The organism is Enterococcus sp. RTP21361st1_A6_RTP21361_211029 (assembly GCF_040910045.1).
Lineage (GTDB): Bacteria > Bacillota > Bacilli > Lactobacillales > Enterococcaceae > Enterococcus_D > Enterococcus_D gallinarum.
The window spans coordinates 16279-30011 of the sequence record NZ_JBDGBK010000019.1 but is presented as its reverse complement, the minus strand read 5'-3'; the positions used below and the strand labels follow the sequence as shown (position 1 = coordinate 30011).

Genomic DNA, 13733 nt, shown 5'->3' with positions numbered 1-13733 from the left:
TCGTCCCTGACATCAGTTGTATTACGACATCAAACAGCGGTTGCTTGAAAGTATAGCACAGATCCCCATGGTTGGGCCTTAATCAATTCTTTCGCTTTTTTAGCTGCTGCTTCTGCATCGTCAGCTGTGGTAGTAAAAATCAATTTGATCCCTTGTTTTTCTTTAAATGTGTAAGACACACCGTCTTCATTGTATCCTTCTAATAATTCTTTGATTGCATCTTGTTGCATAGCACTTGCGATTGAGATCATTTTTTATTCCTCCTCGAGCAGTTTTCTTGCTGCTGTTTTCTAACTGTATTCTTAATGAATGAAAAGAAGAACTGCTACCTCAACTATGAAGCGATAGCAGTTCCTCTCGATTAAAGGGCTATTCGCCTAATTTTGGATCAATTTTATTTGCTGAGATAACAAATGGCGCCCAGATGAAGAAGGTGACCACCATACATACTAAAGTGACGATTGGCGCACGCCAGTCTGCACCGGTTGCTAAGAATGATAATAACATTGGCGGCACAACCCAAGTTACTTGTTGAGAAACTGGTGAGACTAATCCCCAGTAAGTAGCTAACCAACCAATTGTTGTAGCAACAAGTGGTGCAATAATGAATGGAATGAACATGATCGCATTCAATACGATTGGCAAACCAAACATGACTGGTTCGTTGATATTGAAGATACCAGGTCCAATTGATAATTTGGCAACTGTCAGATAGTCTGCACGTTTAGAGAAAACTAAGATGGCGATCAAAAGAACGATCGTTCCACCTGAACCACCAAACCATGCAAATGCATCGAATGATCCACGAACCCACATATACGCTTTTCCATCTTCAATGGCTGCTAATACCGCGCTTGTTCCAGTTTTTCCATCATATCCTTTTTGGAAAATATCAATATTGATCAACTGTGCTTGTCCCCAGATACCTTCCAAAACTGGTGCCAATACGTTTGGACCATGGATACCAAAGAACCAGAAGATTTGCACAAAAACAGTAACGATCAAGACTGCACCTATTCCTTGAGAAAGACCCAAGAATGGTTCAGCAATATATTTCTGAACAAGGTCGATAATCAATTGTCCATCCGTCAATTGTCCAACAATAAAGTTAATAATAGCAATAACATACAAAGCGATCGTTGCCGGTAAGATTGCGGCAAAAGCTTTCGAAACTGCTGGTGGAACGGAATCCGGCATTTTGATTGTAATATTGGCTAACATTAATTTACAGAAAATGATGACTGAGATTGCTCCCATGATCATTACAGTAAAGTATGCATTCCCATTTAGATGGTTCAAATTCAACCAGCCCCAGCCGCCAGCTGTAATTCCTTCAGCTGTTGCTGACCAACCAGTTGTTGCTGTACCAGCATTGATTTCATCCATCAAATTTGCAGGAACTGTCGTCGCAACAGACGTGCTATATGAAAAAGCGATTCCTTGGATCAGTGTCGCCATTCCGACGATCCCACCGGCAAGGTCATTGACACGGTATGCTCGGGCTAAGTTATACCCCCAAGAAAAAGCAAAAACCAATCCAGCTACAGCTAATGTACCATTCCAAACAAACCCATTAATACTAATAATTTCACGTATAACTGGAATTGTACTTGCATCATAACTAGGCCAAAACTGTGGCGGCAGATCGCGAATGATCGCATTGATCATTACAGCGATCGAACCAGCCATTGTCGCGGGCATTGTTCCAATAAACGCATCACGCAACGCCACTAAGTGCTTTTGAGCACCGATCTTCGCTGCTACGGGGAGAATGTATTTCTCCATCCAACTCGTTAATCCATCCATTTTTATGTCCTCCTATAAGTTCTATTCGCCAAAGAAGATTTTTCTAAGAGATAAAATCAACAAATAACTACTTCTATCCGTTCAAAGATTATTCGTTACTCATACGTCGATAAATATCAATGATTTCTTTCGCTAGATCTGTAAATGCGATTGATGTCATTAGATGGTCTTGCGAATGAACCGTCAACAAGGTCACTGTCATATGGTTGCCTTGTGCTTCTTGTGTCAACAAACCAGTTTGTGAGTGGTGTGCTTCTACTAAAGATGCTTCAGCATCCGCAATCTTTTGGTCTGCCAATTCAAAATTTCCTTCTTTGGCTGCCGCAATTGCCTCCATTGCATCACTTTTCGCATTTCCGCCATACATGATCAAACCCATAATGGCTTCCAAATTTTGCTCGTCCATCAAAAAAATCCTCCTCTTACTTCACTACTTCATTAAGCTTTCTGCTTGTGCTAAAACTTTTTCGCCATTCATCATGCCATAATCAGCCATGTTGATGACTTCTAAAGGAATCCCTTTAGGTGCTAATTTTTGTTCAAACTGTGATTTCATAAAACGTACTTGTGGGCCTAACAATAGAACATCCACCGGTTTTGATTCTAAATGTTGGTCTGCTTCTGAAGCGGAAACTGCAAAAATATCTGCGTCCATTCCTTTTGCTTCAGCTGCTTTTTGCATTTTTGTTACCAACAAACTAGTACTCATGCCAGCAGAACATACGAGCATAATCGTTTTTTTCGCCATCATTGTCACTCCTTTCTAAATTATTATTTACACTTAACTATAAAGCAAAAAGCGTGCCAAAATAAAAAAAGTGCAAACCTTGATATAACAATGGTCTGCACCAATTTAACGCTTACACACTTTTACTTTTTCTCATTACACACTAATATTGTGTGCGGATTCATGATGATTTTTTATTTCATTTTCTAAGAACATCTGTGTGAGATACGCAATCTCATCTTCAGAGATCTTGATTTGATAATTTTTTTCGATTTGCAGCAAGTTCGTTCGCAATACATCGGTCTCGATTCGATACCGCTTTTGGAAGTTTGCTAAATCCTTAAATGCTCGGGAAGGTTCCTTTTTCAAATTGCTCTCCACAAGAAAAGCTAGGTGGATCACTAACCCGGCATCTACAGTCGGTTCTAGTGTCACATGCAGCTGATTCTGAACCTGATGGACGATTCGTTGCAAGCTCTCGATCAAATGATAGACAGACCCGACATGCGTAAGGGTATTTTCAAGAGAGCGTACAATTTTCTCGATGGGAACTTCATCAGAAACGATTCGCTTCAGCACATTCAACCGTTCGTCATCAAAGACATCATAAGCCGAAAAGAAAGGAATGTTTTGATAATCGATATCTACTGTGCCAGCGATGGCTTTGATCTCATATTCTTCTAGCAACCCATCGATGTGTTTCTTGAAGGTTTCTTTCTCAATAAATTGCATTTGAATAATTTCGACCTTCTCTTGATCGACGACCGGATAGATGCGCTGATACAGCTTGGCAGCGACACCTTCTCCCGTAAAGCACGTAACGATTACTGCCTTTTTATTGCCTTTGGCTTCCCGAACCGTGCGGAATTGCTCTTGAACGATCGTCTCAAAGGAACGCTGGATGTTTTGATAGATATCCTCGAGACTGCGTCCACTCTCTGCCATGCGCAAAGCTTCCAGCACGATCATCGTACTGGACATGGAGATTGCTTTCGTCCGAATGCCCGTTTCTTCATAAATAAGTGTTGCAAAAGAGTTCAATGATCCCATATCAGTGAGAAGCAATAGACCATTACTTAATTTATCTTTATTCTTAGAAACATAGGCCAGTAACTTTTCGTACATTGCGCCCACTTCTGTATCCAATGACATATTCATTGCATAACCGCTAGTGGTTTCCAATAGCTCCTGTGCGGTTTCCAGCATGCTGCTAGCTGTTGCTCTTCCATGCATCAAGACGACGACTTCTACCTTCTCAAGCGGCATGATCTGTTTTTTCACCTGAATAGCTAGAAACATACTAATAAAGCCAATTTCATCGAAGGGGATCTCCACGTGTCGTTCCTCTTCAATAATAGTTGATAGATCCATCGCCACCTGAAACTCTGATTTCAGATTTTTCCGAATCGTATTTAAGTCTGGATGAACGATCATGTGGCCTTCTTTTACGCGTTCTAATGTACTTTGAAGATGAAGTGCAAAGGCAAAACGTGCTTTTTCATTGTATGTACGATCCAATTTTTGCTCAGCGATATCATAAAGGTGATTGGTCAGTTTCCAAATATCTTCTGGAATCAACTCTTTGTGAACGGGATTTTGCGTCAGCTCTTCTACATACATTTCAAAATAGGCATCCACATCCTTGGAAATCAGATTTTCCAGATCGATCGTTGCAACACCTGTCTCGATCAAGCTGCTGACTTTCTCTTCAATCTCATTGTAAACCTGCATATTTCTTTGAGGATCTTGTGACCAAACAACATCTTGATCCCCAGGCTCGAAACTCAAAAAATCGCCTTTGCCTTCTAAAAATCGATCGAGGCGTTCCGACATTTCTTTGATTTTCAACAATCCTTTTTGGACTTGCAATGAACAATCTTCTTTACGAATCAATAAATGCTTTTTGCCGTAGGTCCGATAATGGAGGAATGCTTTGGCACAGACTAATTTCAAATCACGTTTGATTTGGCCGATATTGCCTTCTGCTTCATACAGCATAAAGGCCAAAATCGCATCTCGCTCAACGTCGATCCGTTGATTGAGCCGAGTTGCTTCTTGCTTGATAAATAAGGAGATGATTTCATATCGTTCATCCAGTGAACGACTCTCCACATTCGGCAAAGTGATGGCCATTGGAATCCTTCGGTTGAATGTCGTCAAAAATGTTTCTGAAGATTCTGTTGTAGCACCGATGATCTGCACAGAAGCTTCGTACACTTGATTGCTTTCACCTAGAGGACGATAGACTCCCTTGTCGATAAAGGTAAAGAGCATTTCTTGGCCTTCCGGCGGCAAACGATGAATCTCATCCAGAAACAAAATACCGCCATCGGCTTTCGCCATTAGTCCGGGACTATCTTCCGCAGCGCCAGTGTATGCTCCTTTGCGGATCCCAAAGATATGACCAAATAGCAATTGGGGATTTTGCGCATAGTCCGCACAATTAAACGCAACAAATGGGGCATCTTTTTTCAGCATTTTTGATTCCACAGCGAAATGATACATACACTCCGCAAATAATGATTTCCCGGTCCCGGTTTCGCCGAATATAATAGTATGCAGTCCACGGGGCGGATATAGAATGGCCGCTTTCGCCTGTTGGATACTGACTTTCAAAGAAGCTTGAACGCCCACCAGACTTTCAAAACTAACCTCGGAGGACACATCCACATGAACTTCCTCATTCAATGGTTCATAGATTACTGGACGACCAGCACGCTTGCTGATTTTATTTTCTTTAAATAATTCACTGAGATAACGGCTTGCATTACTGCGATCGATTTGTAAAATCTCCGCAACCTCTAAGGCTGTCAGACCTTGTTTGTGCAGTTCGATCGTCTGAAAGATTTCTTCTTTCCTTGAATTCACGAAAATGCCTCCTCAATATTACACACTAGTAATTAACCACCGTTAATGGTAACACAAAAAGACGCTCAATGGCGTCTTTTGCCTTTATCTTTTTGGTTTTTTTGCTTTTTCTTCGTTTTCTTTGGAATAGTGTGTAATTTTTCAGAAGTTTTTCTGGAATTTTTCTGCACACTCTGCTCTTTTTTAGGTTCACTTTTAACTTCCGGACGCTCTGTGTGAAGCGCACCTCCATGTAAGAAAACTTCTTGCAGCGTTACATCCAGCTGTGCGGCAATTTTCTTTAGATCCTTTAATGTATGGTCTTGGACGATCGTGATCACTGTGCCCTCATTTCCCATCCGTCCCACACGACCTGCTCGGTGAAGATAAGATTCTTTCTCTTGTGGAACCTCGGTGTTGACCACATACCCCAGCTGATCGACATCCAATCCTCTGGCAGCAACATCTGTCGTTAGTAATTCACAAATCTTTCCCTGACGGAACCCATCAAGCGAAGCACGGCGGGTCAGTTTGTTCTGGTCTGAAGCAAGGGAGGCGACTGGCAAACCATGAAAGAGCAGTTTTTCTTCAGCATTACCTAATGCACTTAATTCATTGAAAAAAATCAATCCCTGAAAATCTGGTAAGTAAGCCAACCGGCGCAAAGCATCCACTAGTTTACGACTCGGGTAATTCAAATAATAATGATGGATCACCCCTTTGCTCTGGTCTTCCTCTGTCACATCAATGACCTGTGGTGTTTCAAAAGCCAGTTCTTGAATTTCTTTTAGAACCTCATTGGCAGTTGCAGAGAAGAAACTGCGAGTCGCCTGTTTTGGAATAAGCGTCAAGATTTTGCTAGCGAGCCCAAAGGCCCCTTCTTTCAGTAATTGATCCACTTCATCCAAGACTACCCCGTGAATCTGTTGCGTTTTGACTTTTTTTAATTTGATCAATTCCAATACTCGTCCTGGTGTCCCCACCAAAACTTCTGGTTTGGCCTTCAACTTTTCAATTTGTCGCTTAGTATTTGCGCCGCCAATCAGTGGTAAAATCTGCAAATCTAAAAGCTGGGCCCAATCTCGTGCGACCTGTGTGACCTGCATGGCCAGTTCTTGGGAAGAGGTCAAAATCAGGAGCTGATTGCCTTCACCAACTTTTACAGTTTCCAATAAAGGTAGTAAATAGGCCAATGTTTTCCCTGAACCTGTCGGTGAAACGCCTACTACTGATTGTCTTGATTTCAAGAGGGGGTAAACCCGTTCTTGAATCAGTGATGGCGCAGAAAAGCCGCTGCTTTGCCATTTTTCTTGCCAAACTTCTGCTAAATAAGTTGCTGTCATACATTCCATTCCTTACTCTTTGTCTGCGTCAAAGGAGATTTCTGCGTGTTTTCTCATGAGATAGATCGCTTCATTGACATCACGAGCTAATTCGATCCATTCTTCATAGCGCGCACCCAATTGGGGATCTGCTTTATTTTCGATGACTTCTGCAAAATCTGCAGCTTCTTCGACCATCGGATTTGCCTGCGCAGTCACCGGTAATACCGTTTCATTATTTGTACGGTCATAAAATACCGCTTGTTCAATGGCATTGACTGCATTTAGTTCCAGTGTTCCATTTTCAAAATATATTTCTGATTTCAAGTCAGAGTTGCCGATTTTTCCAGTTTGAATGGTTACGTCAAAAGTTTCATAACGTAAAATGATCGTACCGATCCCATCGACTCCTGTCACGATTTTCCGGGCAAAATAATAAACATTTTGTGGTCTGCCAAACCAAGCTAGTGCTGCATAAACGGGATAAACACCAAGATCTACCAATGCGCCGCCAGAAAAATGGGGAGAAAAAATATTTGGCTCCTCTCCTGCTAACACTGCATCATACCGTGAAGAGTATTTCATATAGGTAAAGTTTGCACCAATGATATTGCCATGTTCAGTTAAGACAGACGCAATGGTGTCAAAACTTTTCTCATGAATGTTGCGCGCTGCTTCAAAAAATAAAACTTGATTTTCATTGGCCAATTCAATGATCTCAGCCATTTCTGATGGTGTCGAAAAGGCAGGTTTTTCGACGATCACATTTTTTCCTGACAAAATTCCTTGTTTTGCTTGTTCAAAATGCAAACTGTTGGGAGATGCAATATATACTGTATCTAATTCTTCTAGTTGAAAGAAAGCCGTTAAATCATCTACACAAGTCACTTCTCCGTATTTCTCTGCAAAAGACTGAGCAGTCGCCAGTTTTCTAGAATAGACAGCCGTTAGATGGTAGCGTCCCGTTTCATGTGCAGCTTGTACAAATTGATCCGTGATCCAATTTGTACCGATTATCCCTAAATGAATCATTCATATTCCCTCTTTCCTTATAAGTTTGGGTCTTCAAAAGCAGCCATAAGATCAAAAGGTACTGCTTTATTAATGGAAATGCTGGTTTCATCCACAAGACAATTATACGCGAAAACTTGGATTCCGTCTGCAATTGCTTGTCCGATTTTTTTTGCTAGCTCTGGTTGCATGGCACGATGGATCGTCGCGACATCAATGTCTTCAAATTGGACGACAAACAATACCGCGGCATAGTACCCTTCTTTCTTGGCATCTATCAGTTCACTTACATGTTTCAATCCGCGACTGGTGGGCGCATCTGGAAAAGCACCCACTCGTTTGTTTTCCAAAGTCATCCCTTTGATTTCTATAAAGCCCTTTTCTCCGACGTCTGTTTCAAAATAAAAATCAAACTTTGAACGGTGATACGTCACTTCTCTCTTTAGTAAAGTTAGATTGCCTGTGATCTGCGGTAAAAGAATCGTTCCGTCCAATAAGGATTCATAGGCCAAACGGTTTGGGACTTGACTGTCGATATTGATCCATTGGTCGCCCTTTTTTACTGCGATCAAATCATAATTAGTTTTTCTCTTTGGACTATTCCAGTATTGCAAAGTGACTAACGCACCAGCAACAAGTACCTCTTTTCCTCGACCAGTATTTTTGACGTGAACGATTACTTCCTCCCCTGACATCAATCGACAGCGGGCAATAAAGCGATTTTCCCGAATAATAAATATCGCTAAGTGACTATTTGGATATTCCATCTTTTTCCCTCTCCATTAATACCTCGGCCTTAAAACAGCCGGACTTCCTTAAATAAACGCTAAATCAGTTGATCTAGTAATTGATGATGTTCTGATTCTCAGTGAAAGACTCTCTTTCAATTAAAGTAGGAGAAAGCAGAAAACTTTCTATCTGATTTTACCATAAGCTATGGAACAATGCTTTGGGTCAGCATCATTGCTGCAGCTATCCGCTGCCGCTGCAATTTTCTGGTATTTTCTGAGGGCTGTAAGATTTTGATAAATGGATTATACGGTCAATTAAAAACTTTTAAAGTTCCGACCAAAGTAGGAGGATTTCTTTGTTCCCCATGGTATACTAGTTCCATCATAGGTAGGAATGGATGTGAAAATGTGAAAAAACGTTTACTGTTGATTGGTCTGTCACTTTTGACCGGTGTTGCCAGTTCGCTCATATTAAGAAAAGAAAAGCAAAAACCTGAGCCCCGCCAACAATTCGTGGGGAAATGGCAGTTCACTTCAAAAATGAAAGACACTGTATCCATTGAGATCACAGAGGAGCATTCACTGACAATTGATGGGAAACATTCACCTACTGTGATCGTTGAGCTGACCCCATCAAGATTGGTTTTACTAGATTCATTGGGTTACCATTTGATCATTGAACAAAAGGACCAGCGCTTCACCCTTTATGATGAAGCAGAAGATTGGCAATATCCTTTGACAAAGATCGAATGATTTCTTCAAAGTTTCTTCATTATTTATTCTTGATTTCCTCTGAAAATGCTCAGACTTTCTACCAGCATTTTTAGACAGTTCATGCTATGATAGTAATAAGAAGTGGTTGAACAAGGTGTTCCGTTGAGTGATAGATGATCGTTCATAGATTAAGGTGTAGGTTCGATTCCTACCTTCCACATTAATTAAAATCAGAAAGAAGGGATTTCTATGTTAGCGACGTTTGTTTCACTTTTTTCAATCTTTGGTTTAGCCGCATTACTTGGAGGAACGCTGTTTCTTGCCCGCCAATTGATGCAGCAAGAAACAAGAGCAGTGAAAGTACCTGTAAAAGTGCAAAGTGAGGATCCCCGAAATCATATTCGCCGATAGTTTTATTAGATAAAAAAACTGCTTTTCTTTGTTCGTTAAAGAAAAGCTTTTTTTTGTGTCTAAAAACAACTATTGCTTCAAGACAAAGCAATCACTGGTGTGATTCGGCAAGAAGAAAAAAGCTGGTTCTTACGAATTTTTGAACTTTCTGTTAGAGTATTGCAACTCAGGAAACTCTTTGTTAAACTTTTGATTTAGATACAGAAACGAAGGAGTTTACCTATGCAGAAATTATCCAAAATCTGGTATTCATTGATTGCGGGTCTAGCAACCCTCTTTTTTATTGCCGGAATACCATTGATCTCCCACGCTGAGGAGACTACATTTACCGCTGAAGAAATCAAAAACTTTTCTATCGATGCAAAAGCTGCTTTTTCAGTGGATTTCGATACAGGCAAGATTTTATATGACCAAGAGGGAGAAACCCCGATGGGCATCGCCTCAGTGACAAAAATCATTAGTCTGTATCTAGTAGCAGAACAAGTCAAGGAAGGCAAATTGACTTGGGAAGACCCTATTGAAATCTCACAATATGCATCCGACCTCAGTGTCACACCTGACTTGTCCAATGTTCCTTTGCATCGTGATGTTCAATACACCGTTAAAGACCTTTATGAAGCGAGCTACATTCAATCAGCTAATGCTGCGGTCGTTGCCCTAGCAGAGAAAATTGCCGGGTCGGAGCCAGCCTTTGTCGATCAAATGAAAGACAAACTCACTGAATGGGGAATCACAGATGCTAAGATTGTCAATGCTTCCGGACTGAATAACACCTATCTGGGAGAAAACCTTTACCCTGGTTCCACTTCCACTGATGAAAATGAATTATCTGCAAAAGATGTCGCCATCGTAGCGAGACATTTGCTCCAAGACTTCCCAGAAGTATTAGAAGTCACCAGCACGGTTACCAAAACATTTGGTGAAGGTTCCTACTCACCAGTTGAGATGGTCAACTGGAACTGGATGCTACCTGGTTTCATCAACGCCAAAGATGGTGTTGACGGTTTGAAAACCGGAACCACTGATTTAGCAGGTGCTTGCTTTGTTGGAACGGCTGTGCGAGATGGCCAGCGTATTATCACCGTAGTGTTAAACGTCAACGGTCATGCTGAGAATCCTAGTGTACGTTTCACCGAAACAGGCAAACTAATGGATTACTCATTTGATGCGTGGGAGCAAGTTCCTATTCTATCTGCTGGTGATCAGTTAGCAGATACAAAAACGGTCGCTGTTAAAAACGGCAAAGAACTTACTGTTCCCATAGCGGTAAAAAAAGATCTTTCTGTTTGGGTACGTAAAGATATGGATCCAAAAGACTTCACCACAACAATCGATTATAACAAAACAATGAACGAAGAAACTGTCTCTGCACCAGTTGCCAAAGCAACGAATTTAGGAAAAGTAACAGCAACGATTCCTGCAGATACATTAGGTTATATGGATGGTAGTAAAGAAGTCCCTACTACTGAGCTGATCACTACTAAAGCCGTTGAAAAAGCAAATATTTTTGTTATCGGCTGGCGATCAGTTGCCAATTTCTTTACAAACCTCTTTTAATCAAAAATAAACTTCCAGTGTTTGGCGTTGCCGGTAAGACCGGTGATCACTAAAACACTGGAAGTTTTTTGTTAAGAGAGTAACTCTTCTTTGGTCACAACAGGCGCAATCGGCTCAATAGGAAAATACAGTTCTACTTCCCCTTCTTGAAAATTAGGCAGGTAGTGTTCCTGAATAGCTGCTGCCAGTTGAACATTATTTTCTGGAAGAACTTCTCTCAACATCTTCTCTGTCATCATGTTTAGATTGGATTCATTTGTTTTTACGACCATGTATTCCATCTCTGGCATTTCCCAACGGACCCAATCTACTGGTGGAAAATTATCCGTAGTGACTTGGACACCCGCAAGGTAACGTCCTGTCTCTTGCCATGGTTCAAGCCAGTTCTCTCCGTCACTCATCAATCCCCAGAACTGCAGATTTTCCGCTTCTTGATCGGCTAGCAAAAAATCGATTTCTTCAAAATCTTTCGTTGCAAGATCCCATAGTGCCGGTACCCATGAAGGGCCTTCTTCAGCAAGACCTTTCCCTTCTTTTCCGACAACATAAAACGCTGGGAGTGTTACTCGGATCACTTCACCTAATTCCATGCTTGTGCCTCCTTCTTTCTTCTCTATCCATTGTAGCGAATTCAAGAAAATTCAGCAACTTTGACCACATCTGCAAGCTTTTTCTTCGAAAATTAGGTATACTGTTCTTAGATTTAAAGGAGTGAAAAGAATGGATTTTACACAAATTGGGCTTTTCAGTATCGCTTATATCTTAGGAGCGATTTTTGTTTTTTGGTACCGCAAGAAAAAAGATGACCCAGATATCTTTTCGAGTGTTGTTGGACGATTGCCGCTTTATTGGCCTATTTGTCCATTTCGGAATTACGTACTGGCAGTTTTTTTATCTTAGCCCCGCTTAGTTTGGCCGGATTATTTTTATATTCCTATTTTAAAAACAAGCATCGTTTAGTGAATGGTTTGCTTTTTAATGTCTTCATCTTGACCTTTGGGATTTATTTGCTCGTTAATCTTTATCGGACAGAAGATATTTTAGTCGGCGGGATTTTAGCTGTTGCATTAGTTGGCTTTCTATTCGTTTTTCTTTTTGGTTTGTATGGATTGATTATTTTCCTCTATTGGAATTCAATCGTCGTTTTACGCCGAGAATCCCACTCATTGGCCAACCTATTGACATTGGTTTTAGCTATCGTTTTAACGATCTTGTTGGTATCGGATTCCTTTTTACATGCCTTACCAAGTTGGGTCAGTGTTTTATTTACAATTTTTCCGGCATCGCTGCTTTATTTTTTTGTGGTTTTTCTTAATTTTTTGTCGATCTCGGTTATTTATCAATTCAATCATCCCCGCTATGACCAGGACTTCATTATAGTTTTAGGGGCAGGGCTCCTTAATGGCGAGAAAGTTTCTCCATTATTAGCCCAACGGATCGATAAAGCCATCGCATTTTATCATCTTCAATTTCGTGCGAAGAAAACAGCCCCTCGTCTTTTGATGTCCGGTGGTCAAGGCAGCGACGAAAAAATTCCTGAAGCAGTGGCCATGAAAGAATATGCCGTTTCTCAAGGAATCCCTGAAAGTGAAATCTTAGTGGAAGCCAATTCGACAACGACTTACGAAAATATGAAATTCTCCAAAGAAATCATGGATTCGTTACGTCCAGAAGGATATCACGCAATCTTTGTTTCCAATAACTATCATATTTTCCGGGCAGGGATGTACGCCGACCAAGCGCATGTCAAAGCAGATGGGATTGGCTCACACACAGCCTTCTATTACTTGCCGAATGCTTTTTTACGAGAATATATCGCCATTTTGTTCATGCACAAAAAAAGACATGCGTTAGCTATAGGCGGAATTGCAATCATCATCTTTTTGATGACTATTCTCGAATTTTTCTTTGGAAACTAGCGTAAGTATGCCCTTTGAATGGAATCATGAGCACCACAATCCAATTGTTTCACCACCATACAAAAAAAGCGCCTGGAATCTGATAAATCACTTCAGATTCTAGGCGCTTGCCTGTTTTATTAGAGATGTGTTGGTCGTTGTTTATGCCAAAACCGTTGTTGCCATTTTGCTTTCATGGCTTGAGTCATTGGTTCTGATGCTTCCTTCACCGCACAATATTTATCCACCATGGTTACGATATAACTTTCTTTATATCGGGGCGGTGCAATGGTTGCTCCCCACATATGTTTCAAAATAATGTCCCGCTCGAGATCACTTAATTCAGTAATTTTCTCTGCGTTTTTAACGGCAATTCGCGGATGCATATAGGCATGTGTTCCTTCATCGAATTTGGTTGTACGCCAATCATAATAGAAAAGGTCATGCAATAATCCAGCCCGAGCTGTTGCACGAGCATTGCCGCCCCATTTTTTTGCCAATTTATAACTGTAATAAGAAACGCTGATCGAATGTTCTAAACGTGTGGAACTCATATGTTGAACATAATTGGCTAATTTTTTTACAGCTTCTGTCTCTAACAAATCTGCTACATAAGACATATACTCGCTATCTTCTTGCCATTTTTCTGTCATAGATTTATGCCTGCCACCTTTTTGATACTGCTTATTTCTTACAAATAGAAGTATAG

The 13733-nt window shown here is 40.8% G+C and carries 13 protein-coding genes and 1 pseudogene; 4 read left to right on the top strand and 10 right to left on the bottom strand.

The window, feature by feature from the left end; translation table 11 throughout:
• Positions 1–29: 29 nt before the first annotated feature.
• From AB5Z52_RS05335 to sfsA, 8 genes are all read right to left on the bottom strand, one after another.
• On the bottom strand, positions 30–251 hold the full coding sequence (locus AB5Z52_RS05335) for a hypothetical protein (protein WP_003126906.1): 222 nt from the start codon (positions 249–251) through the stop codon (positions 30–32).
• Between the two features lie 118 nt (positions 252–369).
• Positions 370–1806 carry a PTS sugar transporter subunit IIC gene (locus AB5Z52_RS05330; RefSeq protein ID WP_003126904.1) on the bottom strand — a complete coding sequence of 479 codons (1437 nt, stop codon included), beginning with the start codon at positions 1804–1806 and terminating at the stop codon, positions 370–372.
• A gap of 88 nt (positions 1807–1894) precedes the next feature.
• Positions 1895–2212 (bottom strand): PTS lactose/cellobiose transporter subunit IIA, encoded by a 318-nt coding sequence (locus AB5Z52_RS05325; RefSeq protein WP_003126901.1) that lies wholly within the window; start codon positions 2210–2212, stop codon positions 1895–1897.
• 24 nt (positions 2213–2236) lie between these two features.
• Positions 2237–2554, bottom strand: coding sequence for a PTS sugar transporter subunit IIB (locus AB5Z52_RS05320; RefSeq protein WP_003126900.1), 318 nt, complete (start codon positions 2552–2554; stop codon positions 2237–2239).
• 135 nt (positions 2555–2689) lie between these two features.
• On the bottom strand, positions 2690–5401 hold the full coding sequence (locus tag AB5Z52_RS05315) for a sigma 54-interacting transcriptional regulator (protein WP_103299890.1): 2712 nt from the start codon (positions 5399–5401) through the stop codon (positions 2690–2692).
• 65 nt (positions 5402–5466) lie between these two features.
• Positions 5467–6723 (bottom strand): DEAD/DEAH box helicase, encoded by a 1257-nt coding sequence (locus AB5Z52_RS05310; protein WP_368243424.1) that lies wholly within the window; start codon positions 6721–6723, stop codon positions 5467–5469.
• Between the two features lie 12 nt (positions 6724–6735).
• Positions 6736–7734 (bottom strand): Gfo/Idh/MocA family protein, encoded by a 999-nt coding sequence (locus tag AB5Z52_RS05305; RefSeq protein ID WP_003126897.1) that lies wholly within the window; start codon positions 7732–7734, stop codon positions 6736–6738.
• Between the two features lie 17 nt (positions 7735–7751).
• Entirely contained in the window at positions 7752–8480 is a 729-nt protein-coding gene (sfsA, locus tag AB5Z52_RS05300; RefSeq protein ID WP_003126896.1) for a DNA/RNA nuclease SfsA, read from the bottom strand.
• A 372-nt stretch (positions 8481–8852) separates the two neighbouring features.
• Between sfsA and AB5Z52_RS05295 the strand changes: the two genes are divergently transcribed.
• The 3 genes from AB5Z52_RS05295 to AB5Z52_RS05285 all read left to right on the top strand — a co-directional run bounded on the left by AB5Z52_RS05295 (position 8853) and on the right by AB5Z52_RS05285 (position 11126).
• Complete coding sequence (locus AB5Z52_RS05295) at positions 8853–9197, top strand: DUF4828 domain-containing protein (RefSeq protein WP_368243422.1); 345 nt, start codon at positions 8853–8855, stop codon at positions 9195–9197.
• A 210-nt stretch (positions 9198–9407) separates the two neighbouring features.
• Positions 9408–9569, top strand: coding sequence for a hypothetical protein (locus AB5Z52_RS05290; RefSeq protein WP_003126893.1), 162 nt, complete (start codon positions 9408–9410; stop codon positions 9567–9569).
• A 222-nt stretch (positions 9570–9791) separates the two neighbouring features.
• Complete coding sequence (locus AB5Z52_RS05285; RefSeq protein ID WP_003126890.1) at positions 9792–11126, top strand: serine hydrolase; 1335 nt, start codon at positions 9792–9794, stop codon at positions 11124–11126.
• Between the two features lie 71 nt (positions 11127–11197).
• Here AB5Z52_RS05285 and AB5Z52_RS05280 read toward each other — a convergent pair whose 3' ends face one another.
• Positions 11198–11716: a GyrI-like domain-containing protein gene (locus AB5Z52_RS05280; protein WP_288551615.1), complete on the bottom strand. Its 519-nt coding sequence runs from the start codon at positions 11714–11716 to the stop codon at positions 11198–11200.
• 130 nt (positions 11717–11846) lie between these two features.
• Between AB5Z52_RS05280 and AB5Z52_RS05275 the strand changes: the two are divergent.
• Positions 11847–13045, top strand: a pseudogene (locus tag AB5Z52_RS05275) (YdcF family protein).
• Positions 13046–13164: 119 nt separating this feature from the next.
• On the opposite strand, the gene AB5Z52_RS05270 reads toward AB5Z52_RS05275, so the two are convergent.
• Entirely contained in the window at positions 13165–13677 is a 513-nt protein-coding gene (locus AB5Z52_RS05270; protein WP_003126881.1) for an HD domain-containing protein, read from the bottom strand.
• Between the last annotated feature and the right edge of the window lie 56 nt (positions 13678–13733).